The following is a 19,493-nucleotide window of genomic DNA, read 5'->3' as shown; positions in this document are numbered from 1 at the left end:
CAAGCCGATCGGCGGCGTATGACCTGACAGACGTGGTCGCTCCCGGCCCGAGGATCCGCATGACCCGACCGACCCGCCGCCAATTCCTCCGCGACGCCACGCTTGGCGGCGGCGCGCTTGCGCTGCCCTGGCTGCCCGCCTGGGCCCAGCCCGTGTCCGCCGGGATCGCGACCCCGCTGCCGATGCTGTCCGGCACAGATATCGCGCTGACCGTGGCGCATCTGACGCGGACGATCGACGGCACGCGCAGCCACGCGATCGGCATCAACGGCACCAGCCCCGCGCCGCTGATCCGGCTGAAACAGGGGCAGCAGGTCCGCCTGTCGGTGACCAACAGCCTCGACGAGGAGACGTCGATCCACTGGCACGGGCTGCTCGTGCCGTTCCAGATGGACGGCGTGCCCGGGATCAGCTTTCCCGGCATCCCGGCGCGAACCACCTTCACCTACGACTTCCCCGTCGTGCAGGCGGGGACCTATTGGTATCACAGCCATTCGGGGCTGCAGGAGCAGATGGGGCATTACGGCCCGATCGTGATCGATCCCGCCGGCGCCGATCCGATCGTGTCCGACCGCGAACATGTGATCGTCCTGTCGGATCACAGCCCGCTTCACCCGCACGCCATCTTTCGCAAGCTGAAGCTCCAGGGCGGCTATTTCAACTATCAGAAGCAGACGCTTGGCGGCTTGCTCGCGGGCCGGGATCAGCCGGCGGGCGAACGGCGGATGTGGGGCGGGATGCGGATGGACCCGACCGACGTGTCCGACGTCACGGGCGCGACCTACACCTATCTCGTCAACGGGCATGGCCCCGCAGACAACTGGACCGCGCTGTTCACGCCCGGCGAGCGCGTCCGCCTGCGCATCATCAACGCCTCGGCGATGACCAATTTCAACGTCCGTATTCCCGGGCTGAAGATGACCGTCGTGCAGGCCGATGGCCAGAACGTGCGTCCGGTCGCGGTCGACGAGTTCCAGATCGCGGTCGCCGAAACCTATGACGTGATCGTCGAACCCGCCGCGCCCGTCGCCCACACGCTCGTCGCCGAGGCCTGGGACCGGTCGGGCATGGCGCGCGCCACGCTGACGCCGCGCATCGGGATGGTCGCTGCGGTCCCGGCACTGCGCAAACGCCCGCTCGCGACCATGAAGGACATGGGCATGGGCGACATGGCCGCGATGGATCATGGCGCGATGGGCAGCACGGCGGGGATGGACCACGGCGCGATGCCGGGCATGGACAAGCCCGTGAAGGCTCCCGCCGGCGATGCACCGATGCCGGCCATGAGCCACAGCATGCGTGACTTTGCCAACGCGCCGGGCCTGCCGAAGACGCCGACCGTGCAGACCGTCGCGCCGATGCCAATGGATCGCACCGGCGAGCCGCCGCAGGGCCTGAGCAACACCGGCCACACGGTGCTCGTGTACCGCGATCTCGTCGCGCTCGAGCGCAATCCCGACCTGCGCGCGCCAACGCGACAGCTGCAGATCCACCTGACCGGCAACATGGAACGCTATATGTGGGCGTTCGACGGCGTGAAGCTGAACGAGGTGAAGGCGCCGATCCCGTTCCGCCAGGGCGAACGCGTCCGCGTGACTCTGGTCAACGACACGATGATGGCGCACCCAATTCACCTGCACGGCCATTTCTTCGAGCTGGTGACTGGTCACGGCGATCATGCGCCGCGCAAGCATACGATCAACGTCGCCCCCGGCGGCACCGCGACCTTCGACCTCACCGCCGATGCGGTCGGCGACTGGGCGTTCCATTGCCACATGCTCTACCACATGCACGCGGGCATGATGCAGGTCGTCACCGTCCGCCCCGACAGCGAAGCGGGAGCAGCGGCATGAAGACGCTCGCTCTCTTCCTCGCGACCGTCACGGCCACGCCCGCCGCGGCGCAGATGCACGAGATGCACGGAATGAAGATGCCCGGCATGGCGATGCCCGCCAAACCCGCGCCCAAAAAGCCCGCAGCAAAAAGGCCGGCACCCAAAAAGACCGCCCCGGCAAAACCCGCGGCACGCAAGGCGACGCCCGCGCGGGCGCGCGCTGCGAAGCCCGCTGCATCGGCGATGCCCGCGATGGACATGTCCCCGACCGCCGCCTGCTCGGTCGAGCATGCCGCAATGGGCCACTGCCAACCCGTCGCGACTGGCGCGGCCCCGCCACCCCCAGCCAATCCGACCGCCGCCGACCCGTGCCTGCCCGAACACGCCGCGATGGGCCATTGCACCCCGGCCGCGTCTGACAGTCCCGCCGCCCCGGCGGGCACGGACCAACCCGCCGGCAACGCACCGCCCCCCGCGCCGCCGACCACGCTGGCGGCGGCGCGCTTCTACGATTCCGCAACGATGGCGACGGCCAATCGGATGATGCGCGACGAGCATGGCGGCATGCGGTTCAGCCAGATCCTCTTCAACCTCGCCGAGGTGCAGGTGCGCAACGGTCGCGACGGCTATCGCTGGGACGGCGCAGGCTGGTTCGGCGGCGACATCCACCGCCTTGTCGTCAAGACCGAGGGCGAGGGTGGCTTCGGCGACGGGGTCGAGGCCGCCGAAGTGCAGGCGCTCTATTCGCGCGCGCTCGACCCGTACTGGAACCTGCAGGCGGGCGTCCGCCAGGATCTCGGCGCAGGTGCCAAACGGACCTATGCCGCGCTTGGGGTCGAGGGTCTGGCGCCCTATTGGTTCGACGTCGAGGGCACGCTGTTCTTGTCCGACAAGGGCGACGTGCTGGCGCGTGCGGAGGCCTGGTACGACCAGCGCATCACCCAGCGCGCGATCCTCCAGCCGCGTGTCGAGCTGAACCTCGCCGCGCAGGACATGCCCGGCAGCCGGATCGGCGCGGGGCTATCGACGGCGGAACTCGGCGTGCGGCTGCGCTACGAGATCCGCCGCGAATTCGCGCCCTATGTCGGGCTGTCCTGGGAGCGGCGCTATGGTGCCACCGCGCGTTATGCGCGCAGCGATGGCGATACGACCGGCGGCGTCTCGCTCGCGCTCGGGGTGCGCGCCTGGTTCTGACGCGCCGCCTGCCACTGTCGATAGCCCAGCAGCGCGAGCAGGATCATCGCCGCATAGAGCCCCGCGGTCAGCATCAGGCCCTTCACGACGAACATCCCGACATAGACGATGTCGACGACGATCCACAGCAGCCAGCTCGCACTGTGCCGCCGCGCGGTCCAATATTGCGCGACCAGACTGAAGCTGCTCAGCGTCGCATCGATCCAGGGCAGCGCCGCGTCGGTATAGCGGCTCATGACAAAGCCGATCGCCATCGCGGCACCCGCACCCGCGCCGAGCCCCGCCAGCGCGGGGATCGGCCGTAGCGGCACGACAGCGACGTCGCCCGCATCCTGCCGCCCGCGCGTCCAGTTGCGCCACCCATAGAGCAGCGCACCCGCGAACACCGCCTGCAGCATCATGTCCGCATAGAGCCGCACGTCGAGGAACAGCTTGAAGTACAGCGCACAGGCCAGCAGGTTGACCGGCCAGCACCACAGCCGCCGCACCGCGGTCAGCCAGATGCCGAGGAAACTGACCGCGACCGCGGCGATCTCGAGCATCGTCACGCGCCGTGCTCCGCATCGGCGATCCGGCGGAGGAACGCCTGCCCCGGTTCGGACAGGAACCACGCCGCATGGCCGATCAGATAGCCGTCCCAGGCCAGCGCCGCCGCGCTCATGTCGCCGAGCACCCCTGCGAAATACGCGACCTCCGACAAGGCGAATTCGAGATGCACCAGCGGCAGCAGCCGGACGAGCGTCGCCCGGTCCTCCGCACCGAACGCGGTGGTCGCCGCATAGCCAGCCAGCAGCGCGCACGCCGCCTCGGGCTGGCTGATCGCGGCATCCTCGCCCTGCCCGAGCGCCAGCCAGGCGACACCGCTGCGTTCGATCGCGATCGCCAGGTCGTGCAGCGCGCAGGTCCGGTCCGCCAGCCCGAAATCGATGACGGTCCGCACGTCCTCCTCCTCCCAGAGCAGGTTGGAGGGATGCCAGTCATTATGCGTCCACAAGGCTGGCTGCGCGGCGAGCCGTGGCTGCAAGCCGTCGCCGAGCGCGCTGAACAGCGACACGAGCTCGCGCCGCCACGGCCGCGGGGCGAGGAACGCGGCGAGCGCCGGCCGCGCCGCGACATAGCGTTCCGCCGCCGCGATCGGATCGGGATCGGGCAGGATGGTGAAGCTGGCGACCAGCGGTTGCGGCGGTCGCGGCGGCGCATCGAACCCCTGCGACGCGCGGTGCAGCCGGGCCAGCGCCACGCCCGCCGCCCGCGCCTGCGCCAGTGACAGGAACGGCGTCCAGGACGGCCGGTCGCGATACAGGTCGACGCCGGCGGCCTTGCGATGCAATTCATAGGTCCAGTCGCCGCGGGCCAGCGCGCCGCTATCGCTGGCGGCGAGCGTCATGACCTCGGGCACCGTAATGTGCGGGCGCAGGTGCGCGATGAACCGGTGTTCCGCGCCGAGCTGATCGGGCGTCCGCATCCGGCGGTGGTGCCGCTTGAGCAGGAACATCCCCTGCCCGGCCTCGATCAGCGCCGCCGCGGAGAAGGGCCGCGGCGAATGCCAGTGCACGCGCTCGAGCGGACCGGCGGCCGGAAACTGCGCGGCCACGGTCGCGGCTTCCTCGGCGGTGATCGCCGGCCAGCTCGGCGCGGCCATGTCGGTGCCCATCCCGTGGACCAGATGCGCCGCCGGCGAGCCCGCGCCGATCATCGCGCACGCTCCGGTCACAGGCCGCGCGAGATGGTCGCCATGACGGCCGCACCACTTCCGACATAATAGGTCGGCGCAGATCCCGCGATCAGCGTCCCGCCGCGCCCGATCACGTCACGCGCATTGGTCGAGACCGACTGCACGCCCGCCAGCACGCGCGGATTGGTCACGTTGATCGCGTTCAGCCGCAGGTCGGTCCGCTTGCCGTCGAGCATCGACGCCAGATGCACGCCGACCGACAGGTCGAGCGTCGCATAGCCCTTGATGCTCTCGTCATTGACGAAGGTCGCATATTGCCGCCCGACATATTTCACCGCGACACTGCCGAACAGCCGTCCGTCGTCATAGGTCCCGCCGCCACCGACCTGGACGGTCGGGCTCGAGACCGCATGCCGGCCGCGGGTCGGCAGAAAGTCGTCGCCGACCGGCAGGTCGTCGCTGACCCGCGCGCGCAGATATTCGCCCGAGACATAGACGCTTACGCCGCGCGCCGGGCGGTAGTCGATCTCGGCATCGATCCCGTAGGAGCTCTGCCCCCCGGCATTCAGCGTCGAATTGACCAGCGCGCCGCCGCTGGTGATGACCGTCGCCAGCTGGCGGTTCCGGAAATCATAATGGAACCCCGTCACCGATGCGGACAGCGATGGCCCGATATAGCGATAGCCCAGCTCCTGCGAGACCGCATATTCGTTCTTCAGCGCGGTCGTCCCCGCGCTGACCAGCGCACCGCCCGCATAGCTGTCGTAGAGCGTGAACTCGTTCGGCGTGCGGAAATTGGTGGTGATGTTGGCGAACAGCTGCTGCCGGTCGTCGATCTCGTAATGCACCGCCGCCCGCGGCAGCGCGGCGAAGCTGTCGAGGCGGACGCGGTCCTGCGGCCCGGGCAGGTAATTGCGCCCGCTGCGAAGCACATTGACGCCCTTGAACCCGATATCGACCGCAAGACGCGGGGTCAGCGTGACGTGGTCGGCCAGGAACGCCGCCTTGGTCACCGTCACGGTCCGCTGGTTCTCATAGGCGAGCAGCCGGCCGTCCGCGGTCCGGATCGCCTTTGCGCGATAGCCCCAGCGATCGGCCGGTTCGCCGTCGGCACCGACCGCGGTGTAGGACTGGACGACGCGATCGGTGCCGTGATCGAACCACAGCCCCGCGGTCAGCCGGTGGATGCCGCGCTCGATCGTCAGCGTGTTGACCGTGCCCACGCGGCGCTGGTCGCCGGTGTAATTGCCCAGCACCGTCGCGACCCCGTCGACCGCGCCCGGCAGCGCGATCGGATCGGCGAGCGGCTCGATGCCGAGGAAATTGCCGGTCGTGCCGAGCTGCGTTCCATAGGGCGAATTACCGTAGCCGAACTGCAGATAGCTGGTGCTGTCGAGCGTCACCCCCGCGCCCAGAGCCAGATGCACCGGCGCCGACGCATAGAGGTTGCGGAACGGCGCGCGGTAGAGCCGCCAGTAATTGGTGTTGCCCGCGCTGTACCGCGCATCGAAGTTGAAATCGCGTCCCTGCGCGCGCCATTCGGCGAGCGTCGGGCTGCGATAGGTCGACGAGTTCGCATCGTTGAACGACAGCGCCAGGCTCGCGCGATTGCCATTCCCCCATTCGCCGAGCAGCTTGGCATCGACATGCTGGCGCGTGTCATGGCCGGCACCGCGCCAGTTGTTCGCGCGCGTGTTCGAATAGGAGACGAAGGCCCGCAACCCCGTCTGGCCGATCCGCCCGGTATCGAGCCGGACGAAGCCGCGGCGCGCCGCATAGGATCCGATCGACAGGTCGACGAGCCCGCGCGGCGCCGCACTCGGATCGTCGAGCCAGAGCGACAGCGACCCGCCCGCACCACCCAGCGTCGGCGACGCGATATCGACCGCGCCCTGCGCCAGCGCGATCCGCTGCAGATTCTCGGTATCGGCGAACTGCGAGGGATAGGCATAATAATAGCCGATGTCGTTCTGCGGCGCGCCCTCCATCGTCACACCGATCTCGTCCTGCCCCAGCCCGCGCAACGTCAGGCTCGAACTGGTCGACAGGCCATACGGATCGCTCGACGCGACGGTCGCGCCGGGCAGCAGGTTGACCAGCTGGAACGCGTTGAGCGTCGGCGCCTGCTTGGTGATGAACGCCGCGGCGATCGCGCTCTCGGACTTGGGCACCGTCTGGTCGGGGAGCAGCCCTTCGGGATCGAGAAGGCCGACGACGCGGATATCGACCGGGTCGGCGCCGTCCCGCGAATCCGCCTGCGTCTGCGCGCCGGCGGGGGCGAAGGCCACCACAGCACCAAGTGCCACTGCCAGCGCACTGCATGCAACACGGGGCGGCCGGCCCGCCATCAGGTCAAATCGAAGGATCATCACGGTCTTGCGTCCACTCCACACGGAGGGACGACGGACGCGCCGCCAGCCCTCCCTACGCCGGTATCAACCGGATCAGGTTCAGCGGGTCATGGGCTGCAGCCCACCTCTCAGCCGCGCGTCAGCGGCCCCCCGGGGAGCGCGCCGTCTAGGCGGTTCGGTCCTCCGGCGATAGCGTTATTGCCCGTTTGCCCGTCCGCAGCGCCGTCCCGGCACACGCGCGGCAGAATTATATGACAATCCACCCCGCCCAGACGCTTGCAGTGGGTGACAGCCGGACCGGTTTGCGCCACACAGGCTTTATGGAGCGTGTGCTGACCGACGTCGTTGCCCTGGAGAATCGGGATCTGGGACGGAACCTTACGCATGGCATGCTCGACCTGCTCGGCAAGGCCATCGTGACCGGCCAATATACGGATCGGCCCTTCCCGACCGAGGCGGAGATCGCGGTGGCGCATGGCGTCAGTCGATCGGTCACCCGTGAGGCGGTCAAGATGCTCACCGCCAAGGGACTGGTCAGCGCGCGCCCGCGACAGGGCACGATCGTGCAGCCAGCGAGCAGCTGGAACCTGTTCGACACCGATGTGCTGCGCTGGCTGCTCGACCGCAAATTCTCGGTCGAACTGCTGCAGCAGTTCAACCAGCTGCGGATCGGGATCGAACCCGAAGCGGCGGCGCTCGCGGCGCTGTACCACACCGAACAGGACATGGTCGCGATCGAGGCGGGGCTGGCGCGGATGGCCGCTGCGGAGCGCAGCTATGACGATCCGCTCGACGCGGACATCGCGTTCCACGTCGCCGTCCTGCGCGCGTCGCGCAATCCCTTCTACGCACAGTTCCAGTCGGTGGTCGAAACCGCGCTTCGCACCTCGATCCGCTTCACCAACCGGATCAAGGGGCGCAGCGCGAACATCGCCGACCATGCCGCGGTCGCCGTCGCGATCGCCGCGCGCGATGCCGATGGTGCGCGCGACGCGATGCGACGCCTGATCGGCGACGTTCTCAGCCTGATCGCCGAGGCCTGACACCCGAATCGTCGCGACCCGGTGTACGATCAAGGGACAGCACCGTGCGACGCCGTCACTCGACCTGATCGCGCTTTTCACTTATCGAGACGCGGTGCCCTTGGGCCCGGTGCCGCGAGTCGAGATTTGACAAGCGCCGGAATAGCTCGAAGGACAAATGCGACCGCGCATCATGCGGGTAGCAATTGAAAACATGACGGGAAACAATGCGAAGGGCTCGAGACGAGCGAACTGCACGGATCGGCAAGGTCGCGCTCGCGGCGGCGATGACTGGCGGTTTGGTGAGCGGTGCGCAGGCACAGACGGTCAACGTCAACACACCCGTCAGCGTGCCCGTCGCGGGCAATGTCGACCGGTTTCGTGTCGTGCCGGTGATCACCAGTGTCTATGACAGCAACGTGCTGCGTCTCAACGACGCGCGCGGGAGCGGGCCGCGCGACAATATCCGCGTTTCGCCGGCGCTGGCGGTCGATCTGAACCGCATCTTCGGACGCACCCGCGTCACCGCCGGCGGCACGGTCGGCTATGATTTCAACACCCGGTTCAGCGGCCTCGATCGCGAGCGGATCAACCTCACCTCGAGCGTGACGACCCCGGTCGGCGCGCCCTGCAGCGTGACCGGCAGCGCGGCGCTCGAACGCGCACAGTTCGATCTCGGCGACACCAACACCGTGGTGACCGAGAGCTTCCTGCGCCAGGTCTATGACGTCGGCGCGAGCTGCCGCGCCGCGGCGGGGTTCTTTCCCGCGGTGGGTGTCAACCGCGTGTCGCTCACCAACAGCAGCCGCAAGGTTCTGGACACGAACCAGTCGGCGCTACGCGCGGGGATCGGCTATGGGCGGCCCAGCCTCGGTACGCTGCAGCTCATTGGCTCGGTTGCGAAGATCGCGCGCCCGGGTATCGAGGATCTGACCGGGATCGACGATTCGACGATGATCACCGACGTCCAGCTGGTCTTCGAACGTTCGGTCGCGCCGCGCGTCAGCTTCCGGCTTGGCGGCGGCATCACGCATGCCGACCCCAAGCGCGCGGCCGTGCCGTCCTTCAGCGGCCCGTCGTTCGACGCGCAGGTGACGATACGCCCGGTGCCCCGGTTCACGATCGTCGGCTCCGGCCGCCGTGCGGTGCAGAATCAGAGCTCGTTTGGCGCGACCTATATCATCGCCGACAGCTATAATCTCAACGTGTCCTATCTGCTCTCGGCGCGTAGCACCGCCACGCTGTTCGCCCAGCGCGCGCGACGCGACCCGCGCGGCGAGGATCTGGCGCTCACGCTTCAGCCACCACGCGGCAAGGACAGGCTGAACGTCGTCGGCGGAAGCTATGCATTCGATTTTCACCGGTCGCTACGGCTCAGCCTGAACGTCGCTCACCAGCGCCGCACGGCTGACAATGCGATTTACGACTATACGGCCACATCCGCATCGGCGGGTGTCACGGCCCGTTTCTAAGGGGATGATGATGAAGATCCGCATGGCGCATTCGCTTGTTCTGCCGTTGCTCATGGCCGCTGCGGCCGCCGGGGCGCAGGTACCAACCGCGCCCCCCACGCCTGCGTCGACCGGTGCCGTGCCCAACGACGGGTATCGGCTGGCCCCCAATGACGAGGTCGAGGTGACGATTTTCGGCCAGGGTCCGGGTCAGGTGGTCAAGACGCGCGTCAAAAACGACGGCACGATCACCCTGCCGTTCCTCGGCGCGGTCCAGGTGCGCAACCAGACCGCGCGGGAACTGGCCGCGGACATCGCCGCCCGGCTGCGAAGCGGCGGCTATTTCGTCAAGCCCGTCGTCAATGTCGAGGTCACGCAGTTCGTCAGCAGTTCGGTGACCGTGTTCGGCGAGGTCGGAACTCCCGGCATCTATCCGCTCGATCTGCAGCTGACCGTCGGCATGACGCTCGCCCGCGCGGGCGGCACGCGTGGAACAAGCGCGGACTTTGCAATCCTGAAGCGCGACGGCGACCCGGTCGAACACCGCATCCTCCTCTCGGACCTCAGCGGCGAATGGAGCGCGGCGACGCTGCTCGAGGCGAAGGACACGCTCTTCGTTCCGGTCGCGCCTGTGGTCTATATCTACGGTCAGGTGAATTCGCCCGGATCCTTCCCCTTGAAGACCGGGATGACGGTTCGCCAGGCACTGGCTCGCGCCGGTGGTCCGACGCTTGCCGGATCGACGCGGAACGTCACGATCTTCCGCGATGGTGAGAAGTTGAAGAAGGTCGATCTCGACGGCGAACTGAAGGCCGAGGACTCGGTCTTCATCAATGAAAAATGGCTCTGAATCAGTGATCGGATTCCGGTGGCCGGGATGTCTCGTTTCATGCGGTGCCCTGCGCGTTCGTCGTCGCCAGGTCCGTTTCGCAACAGCCTGACGTCTGCGGCCACGGCCTGAGAAGAGGGCGCGCCGGCAACGGGGCGCCTTTTTTCATGCCCTACTGCCCCGCCACGTCCGTCGCCGCCGGCGCCGGCGCACCTCGCTACCCGGGCCAGCCGTCGCGATTCCCCCGGCGTTGGTCGAGTGACGCTTGCACGGGTCACCGGCTTGGGTGATGGGCGTGCCGATGCGACATAACGGCCTGTTCATCGCGCTGGGGGGCGCTGCGCTGGTCGCGACGGCTGGCGTTGCGGTCATGATTGCGCCCGCGCGAACCGGTCTGCCGATCACGCTCGATCCCGCCGCCGATGCCCCCTCCGCGACTGGGCCGCGCAAGCCTGCGCATCCGCGCTATACCGGCGTCAACATCGCGACGGGCGGCTTTGCCTCCAAGCGCATTCCCGGGCGCTACGGCTTCGACTATTTCTACCCCAAGCCACAGGAGACCGCGCCCTTCGTCGCCGCGGGCATGAACGCGATCCGCGTGCCCGTTCTCTGGGAACGGCTGCAACCGCGGCCCAATGCCCCGATCGACGCCGCGGAACTCGCACGGCTCGACGAATCGATCGCGGGGCTCGGCGGGTTCGGCCTGATCATCCTCGACGTGCACAATTACGCCAAATACCGGGGACAACGGCTCGACCAGATCGACCCGCGCGGCGCCATGCTCGCCGACCTCTGGACCCGCCTCGCCCGCCATTATGCCGGGGATCAGCGCATCGCGTTCGGCGTGATGAACGAACCCAATGGCCTCTCCGCCACGGCGTGGCGACCGATTGCGGAGGCGTCGTTACAGGCGATCCGCGCGACGGGCGCGCGCAATCTGGTGCTCGTCCCGGGAACGAACTGGTCGGGTGCTCATTCCTGGACGAAAGGCAGCGACTCGAACGGCGAGGCGTTGAAAACGCTCGTCGACCCGGCGAACAACATGGCGTTCGAGATGCACCAATATCCGGATGCCGACTCCTCGGGAACGCATCCGGAATGCGTGTCGCCAAAGGCCGCCGCACAGGCATTCGACTCGGCCACCGCCTGGCTGCGCGCCAACAAGGCACGGGGATTTCTCGGCGAATTCGGCGCGAGCAGCGACCCGAACTGCCTCGCCGCGCTCGATGCGGTGCTCGTCACACTTGACGCGGGCTCAGACGTCTGGCTCGGTTGGACCTATTGGGCAGGCGGCGCCCTGTGGGGGCCGTATATGTACAGCGTGCAACCCGACAAGACCGGGGACAAACCGCAAATGTCTATCCTGATACGGCACAAATCTTAATGATCACAGGGTATAGTGGCCCCGTGGAGCCGTACGGCAATCCTATTGTGCGTTGCAGCAACGTCGCGTACCCGCTCCCCGGATCGGCAAGGCAGATACAAGAATTATGTTGAAGTCATGGATTGCATCGCTGACGCGCTGGCTGGACGGCCGCGGATGGGCCGAGCCCCCCGTGATCGAGCTGACGCATCGCTACACCCCGCCCGCCGCGCCGGTCGTCGACCTGCCCGCGGATCCTGCCCCGGCAAGCACCGCGACGCGGCTGATCGGCGACCGGCGCCGGATCGCAGACACGTTCGATGCCGCACGCCCGGTGCGGACCCGCGGCGAGCTGTTCGGACGCGCGGTCGAGCTCGACCATCTGCTCGCCGCGACGCTCGACTTTCACCAGCATGCGGTGATCCACGGTGCGCGCGGCTCGGGCAAGACGTCGCTGGTGCGCGTGCTCGGTGAGCATGCGGATGAATCGGGCGCCGTCGTGCTCTATTTCGCGTGCGAACCGCATGCGACCTTCGCCGACATCATCCGGCTCTATCTCGACGCGCTCCCGCCCGCAGCCTTCGCACCGGGCGGGCAGCGCGCCTTTGCGCAGAAGCTCGAACAAATGCCGGAGAATTTCGGCCCGCGGGCGTTCGTCGATCTGGTGGCAGACCGCGTGACCGCGCCGACGATCCTGATCTTCGACGAGTTCGACCGGATCGAGGATGCGAGCGTGAAGAGCGACGTCGCCGCGGCGATGAAGCTGCTGTCCGACGCGCTCGTGCCGGTGCTGTTCGTGCTGGTTGGGATCGCGCGGACCGTGTCCGACGTCGTCGCTGGCCACCCGTCGCTGCGCCGGCACATGCGGATCGTGTCGCTGGGCCGGATCGGCGCCGACAGCGTCGACGCGCTGATCGCACGCGGCGAGGCCAATACCGGCGTCCGCTTCGATACCGATGCGCGCGCGATGATCGCCGATGCCGCCTGTGGCTCGCCCTATCACCTGCGTATGCTGGCCGGGCATTCGTCGCTCGCCGCTGTCAGCAGCGACGCGGATATCGTTACTAAGGCGCATACCCGCACCGGCTTTGTCGATGCGTTCAGCCACTGGGCGCAGATGAACGAGCCCGATGCACGGCTGTTCGCGAAGGTCGTGCTCGGCTGCACGCTCGAACAGCGCGATGCGCTCGAGGCTTTGGCCCGCGCCGCCGCGACAATGGACGTCGTTTTGCTTGATACCGATCGATATGATCGTGCCATTTCGATGCTAGACCCCGCATTGGTCCGCGAACGGGGCAATGACGGCGAACACGATGGCGTGTATTTCCGTGACAGTACCGCGCCGCAGATGCTGATCGCGCTGTTGATGACGACCCCTGTTTCCACCACGGCGGCCCGGCTTGGCGCACCGCAGGAGAGCAACCTTGCTAATACCCGCTGATCTGATCGCGTCGCTCAAGGCGCGCTGGCGTATCGAGCTGGCGATCATTCTGCTGATCGTCGTGCTGGTCGCACTCTGGACGGCCGTCACGCCCAAGACCTATGTCGCGCAGTCCTCGCTGCTGTTCGACGGCGGCCCGGCCCAGTCGGTTACCGACGAGGCGGCGCCGCAGGATGGCGTGGCCGCGCTCGTCGCGACCCAGGCCGACGTCCTGCAGAGCGAGGCGATCGCCGCCGCGGTCGTCCGCGACCTGAAGCTTGCCGCCAACCCGCAGGTTGCTGACCAGTGGCGTGCGCGCACCGGTGGCACCGGCGACGTCAACGCCTGGTATGGTCGTCAGCTGCTCGGCGGGCTCGAGGTCATACCGGGCCGGACCTCGCGCGTGCTCGCGATCCGCTTCAAATCGGCCGATCCGCAATTCTCGGCCCAGGTCGCCAATGGCTTTGCCACCAGCTACCTAGATGCGCGCCTGCAACTGCAGACCGATCCCGCCCGCACCTATTCGCGCTGGTTCGAGGATCGCACGCGCGAGGTCCGCACCGCGCTTGAGCAGGCACAGGGCCGGCTCACCGCGTTCCAGCGTCGCACCGGGATCGTCGACACGACGACCAACAACACTGACGCCGCCCGCCTGACCGAATTGTCCGGCCAGCTGACCGCGGCCGAAGCGGCGGCGGCGGATGCCGGCGCGCGGGCGGGCGGCGGCAGCACCGGACTCGACGTGCAGTCGGCCGGCGTCGTCCAGGGTCTGCGCACGCAGATCTCGGCCAAGACGGCCGAAGTCGCACAGCTCAGCGCGGATCTCGGTCCGAACCACCCGCAGCGTCAGGCTGCCGAGGCGGAACTGTCGGCGCTGCGTCGCCGGCTCGCGGTCGAGACCGGGACGAGCACCAATGCGGTGCGCGTCGCCAGCGGTGCGGCAAGCAGCAAGGAAAGCCAGATGCGCGCCCTGCTGAACCAGCAGCGCGGCAAGATGCTGTCGCTCGCGGGCGACCGCGCCGAACTCGACGTGCTCCAGCGCGACGTCGATTCGGCCCGTGCGGCCTATGATACCGTGACCCAGCGTCTGGGCACGATGCGGCTGCAGAGCGAGGCGCCGTCGACCAACGTCGTCCAGCTCGACGTCGCGCAGCCGCCGATGTTCCCCTCCTCGCCCAACGTGCCGATGCGGTTGGCGCTCGGCCTCGTGCTGGGCGGGATGCTCGCGGCGGGGACGGCGCTGGCGCTCGAACTGTGGCGGCCGCGGGTGCGGACGTCGAGTGGCGCAGCGACGGCCATGGGTGTGCCCGTGCTGGGCTCGGTATCGTTTTCGCAGTCGCGCGTCGCGTCGCTGCTGGGTGGAAGGCAGACGTCATGAGGCTTCGTTCGAGCGAAACGGCAAATGTCGTTCGTCCCGCGGTCGCGCCGGGCGCCGAAGCGCCCAGCCAGCGGCAGCTTCTGGGCAAATTGCTGTCGCTGTCGCCCGAGGCGCATCGCCAGATCGAGCATCGCCAGGCTGAAACCGGGCTGTTGTTCGGCGAGGCGGCGGTCCAGCTCGGCTTTGCGACCGAGGAGCAGGTGCGCCGCGCGATCGAGCTGCAACAGGGCTTCACGGTTCTTGCCGAGGGCGATGAGCGCGTCGATCCGCTCGTCGTCGCAGCATTCGCGCCCGACGATCCCATCGCGGTCACCGCGCGCGACATTCGCGCGATCGTGACGCGCGACGTCCGTCCCGACGGCTCTCCGCTTCAGGGGATCGCGATGATCGGGATCGACGACGAAACGCTGCATACCACCGTGCTCACCGCCAATCTCGCGGTCGCGTGCGCCCAGGCCGGCTATTCGACGCTGCTGGTCGATGGCGGCATCGGCGCACCGCGTCAGCACGGGCTCTTCCGCCTGCCCAACCGCACCGGTCTGTCGACGCTGCTGTCGTCGGGCGGCCGCGTCGAGGCGATCGCCCAGACCACCGCGATCCCCGGCCTGTCGCTGCTGTCGGCGGGTCCTAGCGTCCCCAACGCGTCCGAACTCTTCGACCGGCAGCGTCTCGCCAACACGCTCGATCCGCTGCGCGACCATTATGGGCTGGTCATCTTCGATGCCGGCCCCGCCAGCGCGACACAGCTCGAGGCCTGTTTCGGGCTCGACGCGGCGATCATCGTCGCGCGCCGCAACCGGTCGGATGCGCGCGCGCTGCGCAACGCCGCGGCCGTGCTGCAGGAGCATGCCACCCCCGTGCTCGGCTCGATCCTGATCGATTGAGCATGGTGGGCATGATGGAGATTCGGCGAATCGGCCACATCGATGTGGTCGCCACCGATGTACCGGGTGCCGTTGCACAGGTCGTTGCCGCGGTAGAAGGCGACGGTCCGGCCATCTTCGGCTTCTGCAATGCGCACAGCGTCAACCTTGCGCGGGCGGATCCCGCCTTCGTGACCGCGACGCGGGCGGGCGTGTTCTTCAACGACGGCAGCGGCGTCGATATCGCCAGCCGGCTGCTCTACGGCACGCGCTTCCCGGCCAATCTCAACGGCACCGACCTGACGCCCGCGGTGCTCGCCGCGCTGCCGGCGGGAACGGGCGTCTTCCTGCTCGGCAGCCCGCCGGGCGTCGCGCAGCGGGCCGGCGCGATCCTTGCAGAGCGCTTCCCAAACATCCGTATCGCGGGCAGCCATCACGGCTTTTTCAGCGCCGACGAGGCACCCGCCCTGTCGGAGCGGATCCGCGCATCGGGCGCGCGGCTCGTGCTCGCGGGCATGGGACAGCCGCGTCAGGAAAAATGGGCGGCCGCCAATGCGGGCGCGGTCGGTGCGGTGATCCTGTGCATCGGCGCCTTTCTCGATTTCACTGCGGGCCAGTTCGTCCGCGCGCCGCTCTGGATGCAGCGCGCGGGCATCGAATGGACCTTCCGCCTTCTGCAGGAGCCCCGACGGATGGCGTCTCGCTATCTGGTCGGGAACGCGACCTTCCTGGCCGCGACACTCGGACAACGGATGAAGCGATGAAACAGATGATGCCTCCTCGCCTGCACCGCGCACTCTCGCGCCTGCGTAACGCGCCGCCACCGTCCTATGACGACCGCTATCCGCGCGTCGACGTGTTCGAATGGCGTCCCGCGGGCAGCGCGATCAATTTCGGCGACCGGCTCGCGACGGTCGTCGCCGAGCGTGTTCTCGCGCTGCACGGCCGCAGCCTCGACGAGGAGACGGCGCGCGACGCGACGCTGTTCACCGTCGGATCGGTGATGCATTTCGCCAAGACCGGCGACACCGTCTGGGGCTCGGGCGTCAACGGCAAGATTCCCGCCGATCGTCACGCTTTCGACGCACTCGACATCCGCGCGGTCCGCGGTCCGCTGACGGCGGCGTTCCTCGCGGAGCGCGGGCTGGACGTCCCGGCGGTCTATGGCGACCCCGCGCTGCTGCTGCCGACGCTGTTCCCCGACCGGTTCAAGCGGCATAGCGCCCTGCCGGTCCTGTTCGTCCCCAACCTCCACGACCTCACGCTCGCGCCGACGCTCGGCCTGCCGTTCGTGTCGCCGCTGCGCGGCTGGAACGCAGTCGTCGAGCAGATCGTCGGCGCCGATCTGGTGCTCGCAAGTTCGCTCCACGGCGTCGTGATCGCCGAGGCCTTCGGCATTCCCGCGCGGCATGTCCGCCTGACCGAGACCGAGCCGCCGTTCAAATATGACGATTATGCGCGCGGGACCGGACGATCCGGCATCGACTCCGCGAACAGTGTCGCCGAAGCGCTCGAAATGGGGGGCGCGCCGCCGATATCCTTCGATCCCCAGGCGCTGCTCGCGACATTCCCGCACGATTTGTGGGAGTGAGTCATGGCTGCCCCCTCATTAGGTAAACAGGTCGGACGCGGCGCAATCTGGTCGGTCGTCAACAGCGCGCTCGTCCAGGTCATCAACCTCCTGGTCTTCCTGGTGACCGCGCGGTTCGTCCCGGTCGCCGATTTCGGCATCCTCGCCACCTGTCTGCTCTTCGTCGAGCTGTTCAAGCAGATCTCGGTCGAAAGCTTCGCCACCGCGATCGTCTCGCGCGGTGCGCCCGACGCCGGCGACTACAACGCCTGCTTCCTGCTGATCCAGATCGGCGCGGTGATCGGCGCGGCGCTGATGCTGCTGTCGGCGCAGTTCATCTCGGAGATCATGCACAATGAGCGGATCGAGTTCGCGCTCCGGCTGACCTCCGTCCTGCTGCTCAGTTCGGGACTGTCGCGCACGCATGAGGCGTGGATGACGCGCCAGTTGCTGTTCAAGCCGCTCGCGATCCGCTCGATCCTCGCGCTGCTCGTCGGCGGCGGTGCGGGCCTGTTCCTCGCGATGAACGGCTGGGGCCTGACTGCGCTCGTCGTCCAGCAGCTCACCACCTCCTTGCTGTCGACGATCCTGCTCTGGGTCGTCAGCGACTGGCGGCCGAGCCTGCGCGTCGAACGGGCAAAGCTGCTCGCGACCTGGCGCTATGGCCGGCACGTCGCGATCACCGGCTTCACCAACTTCGCCAACACGCAGAGCGACACCTTCTTCTCGTCCTATTATCTCGGCGCGTCGGCGACGGGCATCTACAACGCCGCCAAGCGCATCCTGCTCGGCCTCAACCAGCTGATGGCGTCCGCGCTGTCGCGCGTCGCGCTGCCGACCTTTGCCGGACTTCGCGACGACGAGGAACGGCTTCGCGGCGCGTTTCTGAACGCGGTATCGTTCACCACCGCGATCACCGCGCCGATGTTCCTGTCGCTCATCGCGGTCAGCGATCTGGTCGTGCGCGTCGCGCTCGGCGCGAAATGGATGGAAGCGGCACCGATCATCTCGATCATCGCCGGCACCGCCTATCTGACGACGATCGGCCAGTACAACCAGGCGATCATCCTGGTGAAGGACAAGCCGCACTGGCAGACGGTCCTCACCTCGATCTACGCGGTCAGCAACATATCGCTGTTTCTCGTCGTCGTGCGCTATGGTCTCCAGGCGCTCGCGATCGGCTTCACCGTCCGCGCCGTCCTGCTCTACCCGCTCTCGGTCGGCGCGGCCCTCCACCTGCTGAGGATAAAACCGATGGCCTATGCTGCCCGCATAGCACCCTCGCTTGCCGCATCCGCGGTGATGGTCGGGGCGCTCCTTCTGCTGCACCGGACGATCGACGTCCCCTCCCCGCTGCTCGCGCTGGTCATCCACGTCGCGGTCGGCGCGGTCGTCTATGCTGCCGCACTGTTCGTGATCGGCCGCCGCGACATGCTCGCGCTCATCCGCTTCGCGCGGACGGCGGTGGCCCGTGGCTGATCCGCTCCGCATCCTCGCCTGGCCCGCCGGTGATCCGAGCGACCTCAACCCCTATGTCCGCCGCATGTACGGCGCGTTCCGCGCGCCCGCGGCCTCGGTCACCGCGTTCCGTCCACTGATGCGGCACATCCCCGCCGCGGACATCTTCCATATCCACTGGCCCGAGGGGATCTTCGAAGGCTCGGGCAGCAACAACCCGGCGATCGTCGCGGCCAAGGCAGCGCGCGTGCTGAACGCCGCCCGGGGGATCCGGCGATCGGGCGGCAAGCTCGTCGTGACGGCGCACAATGTCACGCCGCACCGCGACCTTACCGGCTGGCGGCACCGGATCTGGCACGCCTATCATGCGCGGCTTCTCGGCCAGATCGATCACCTGATCGGCCTGTCCGCGGCCTCGCTCGAGCGTTATCGCGCCGCGCATCCGGCGATCGCCGCGGTCGCGGGGACGATCGTTCCGCACCCGCATTATCGTGAGGACTATCCCGCGATCCCCCGCGCCGAAGCGCGCGCGGCCTGGGCGATTCCCGATGGTATCTGGGTGCTCGGCATGATCGGGTCGCTCCGCCCCAGCAAGAACCTCGTCGAGGCCGCCGAGGCGTTCCTCGCGATCCGCCGGCCTGATGAGATGCTGCTGATCGCGGGCGATGCGGGGGATGACGACATCGTCGGGCAGCTGGCGGGCGTCGCGGCACGGTCCGAAGGGACGATCCGCGTCGTGACAGGACCGCTCGACGATCTGCGCTTCGCCTCGGCGATCGCCGCCTGCGATGCCTGTCTGATGAACCAGACGTCGACGCTCAATTCGGGCACCGCACTCGTCACGCTGTCGCTCGACCGCCCGCTGCTCGCCCCCGCGGTCGGCACGCTGCCCAGCCTGGCGGCGGAGATCGCCGGCGGCTGGGTCACGCTGTTCGATCCGCCGCTCGCGCCGACGGCGTTGCGCGCGAGCATCGACACGCTTCGCACCAGCCCGCCGGGCGGCCGCCCCGATCTGGAGCCGCTCGACCCGATGCGCCTGTCGAGCGCGATGCTCGCGCGGTTCAGGAATCTGGCGTCGGGCTGAC

The 19,493-nt window shown here is 68.1% G+C and carries 16 protein-coding genes and 1 riboswitch; of the genes, 13 read left to right on the top strand and 3 right to left on the bottom strand.

The window, feature by feature from the left end; genetic code table 11:
- Nucleotides 1-59 precede the first annotated feature (59 nt).
- Both GV027_RS14235 and GV027_RS14230 read left to right on the top strand, forming a co-directional pair.
- Entirely contained in the window at nt 60-1,853 is a 1,794-nt protein-coding gene (locus GV027_RS14235) for a copper resistance system multicopper oxidase (protein WP_159512277.1), read from the top strand.
- Nucleotides 1,850-3,028, top strand: a complete 1,179-nt coding sequence (locus tag GV027_RS14230; protein WP_159512276.1) for a copper resistance protein B — start codon at nt 1,850-1,852, stop codon at nt 3,026-3,028. The genes GV027_RS14235 and GV027_RS14230 overlap by 4 nt, the downstream gene beginning before the upstream one ends.
- On the opposite strand, the gene pnuC is transcribed toward GV027_RS14230, so the two are convergent.
- Genes pnuC through GV027_RS14215 form a run of 3 tightly spaced genes read right to left on the bottom strand, consistent with a single transcriptional unit; the run spans nt 2,959 to nt 7,051 of the window.
- Nucleotides 2,959-3,576, bottom strand: a complete 618-nt coding sequence (gene pnuC, locus GV027_RS14225) for a nicotinamide riboside transporter PnuC (protein ID WP_159512275.1) — start codon at nt 3,574-3,576, stop codon at nt 2,959-2,961. The genes GV027_RS14230 and pnuC overlap by 70 nt on opposite strands.
- Nucleotides 3,573-4,724 (bottom strand): phosphotransferase enzyme family protein, encoded by a 1,152-nt coding sequence (locus GV027_RS14220; RefSeq protein WP_236559236.1) that lies wholly within the window; start codon nt 4,722-4,724, stop codon nt 3,573-3,575. Before GV027_RS14220 ends, pnuC begins: the two co-directional genes overlap by 4 nt.
- A gap of 14 nt (nt 4,725-4,738) precedes the next feature.
- Nucleotides 4,739-7,051, bottom strand: coding sequence for a TonB-dependent receptor domain-containing protein (locus GV027_RS14215; protein ID WP_159512936.1), 2,313 nt, complete (start codon nt 7,049-7,051; stop codon nt 4,739-4,741).
- A 70-nt stretch (nt 7,052-7,121) separates the two neighbouring features.
- A riboswitch (TPP riboswitch) is annotated at nt 7,122-7,210 on the bottom strand.
- A gap of 164 nt (nt 7,211-7,374) precedes the next feature.
- Between GV027_RS14215 and GV027_RS14210 the strand changes: the two genes are divergently transcribed.
- From GV027_RS14210 to GV027_RS14160, 11 genes are all read left to right on the top strand, one after another.
- A complete protein-coding gene (locus GV027_RS14210) occupies nt 7,375-8,097 on the top strand; it encodes a FadR/GntR family transcriptional regulator (RefSeq protein ID WP_051916620.1) in 723 nt (240 codons plus the stop codon).
- Between the two features lie 206 nt (nt 8,098-8,303).
- Nucleotides 8,304-9,548, top strand: a complete 1,245-nt coding sequence (locus GV027_RS14205) for an outer membrane beta-barrel protein (protein ID WP_081874419.1) — start codon at nt 8,304-8,306, stop codon at nt 9,546-9,548.
- Nucleotides 9,549-9,558: 10 nt separating this feature from the next.
- The gene (locus tag GV027_RS14200; protein WP_159043454.1) at nt 9,559-10,377 is read left to right on the top strand and encodes an SLBB domain-containing protein; all 819 of its coding nucleotides are present in this window, start codon (nt 9,559-9,561) and stop codon (nt 10,375-10,377) included.
- Nucleotides 10,378-10,657: 280 nt separating this feature from the next.
- Complete coding sequence (locus tag GV027_RS14195; protein ID WP_236559346.1) at nt 10,658-11,740, top strand: glycoside hydrolase family 5 protein; 1,083 nt, start codon at nt 10,658-10,660, stop codon at nt 11,738-11,740.
- A 106-nt stretch (nt 11,741-11,846) separates the two neighbouring features.
- Nucleotides 11,847-13,160: an ATP-binding protein gene (locus tag GV027_RS14190; protein ID WP_107930472.1), complete on the top strand. Its 1,314-nt coding sequence runs from the start codon at nt 11,847-11,849 to the stop codon at nt 13,158-13,160.
- Nucleotides 13,144-14,517 (top strand): GNVR domain-containing protein, encoded by a 1,374-nt coding sequence (locus GV027_RS14185; protein ID WP_159512274.1) that lies wholly within the window; start codon nt 13,144-13,146, stop codon nt 14,515-14,517. The genes GV027_RS14190 and GV027_RS14185 overlap by 17 nt, the downstream gene beginning before the upstream one ends.
- Nucleotides 14,514-15,401, top strand: coding sequence for a CpsD/CapB family tyrosine-protein kinase (locus tag GV027_RS14180; protein ID WP_159512273.1), 888 nt, complete (start codon nt 14,514-14,516; stop codon nt 15,399-15,401). Before GV027_RS14185 ends, GV027_RS14180 begins: the two co-directional genes overlap by 4 nt.
- A gap of 14 nt (nt 15,402-15,415) precedes the next feature.
- Nucleotides 15,416-16,144 (top strand): WecB/TagA/CpsF family glycosyltransferase, encoded by a 729-nt coding sequence (locus tag GV027_RS14175; protein ID WP_236559234.1) that lies wholly within the window; start codon nt 15,416-15,418, stop codon nt 16,142-16,144.
- On the top strand, nt 16,141-16,971 hold the full coding sequence (locus tag GV027_RS14170; protein ID WP_201302626.1) for a polysaccharide pyruvyl transferase family protein: 831 nt from the start codon (nt 16,141-16,143) through the stop codon (nt 16,969-16,971). Before GV027_RS14175 ends, GV027_RS14170 begins: the two co-directional genes overlap by 4 nt.
- A gap of 3 nt (nt 16,972-16,974) precedes the next feature.
- The gene (locus GV027_RS14165) at nt 16,975-18,429 is read left to right on the top strand and encodes a lipopolysaccharide biosynthesis protein (RefSeq protein ID WP_042467778.1); all 1,455 of its coding nucleotides are present in this window, start codon (nt 16,975-16,977) and stop codon (nt 18,427-18,429) included.
- Nucleotides 18,422-19,492, top strand: a complete 1,071-nt coding sequence (locus tag GV027_RS14160; protein ID WP_159512271.1) for a hypothetical protein — start codon at nt 18,422-18,424, stop codon at nt 19,490-19,492. Before GV027_RS14165 ends, GV027_RS14160 begins: the two co-directional genes overlap by 8 nt.
- The last annotated feature ends 1 nt before the right edge of the window (nt 19,493 follow it).

Source organism: Sphingomonas sp. T1, from assembly GCF_902506585.1.
Taxonomy (GTDB): Bacteria; Pseudomonadota; Alphaproteobacteria; order Sphingomonadales; family Sphingomonadaceae; genus Sphingomonas; species Sphingomonas aerolata.
The sequence above is the reverse complement of the archived record's forward strand: the minus strand, read 5'-3'. Positions and strand labels throughout refer to the sequence as shown.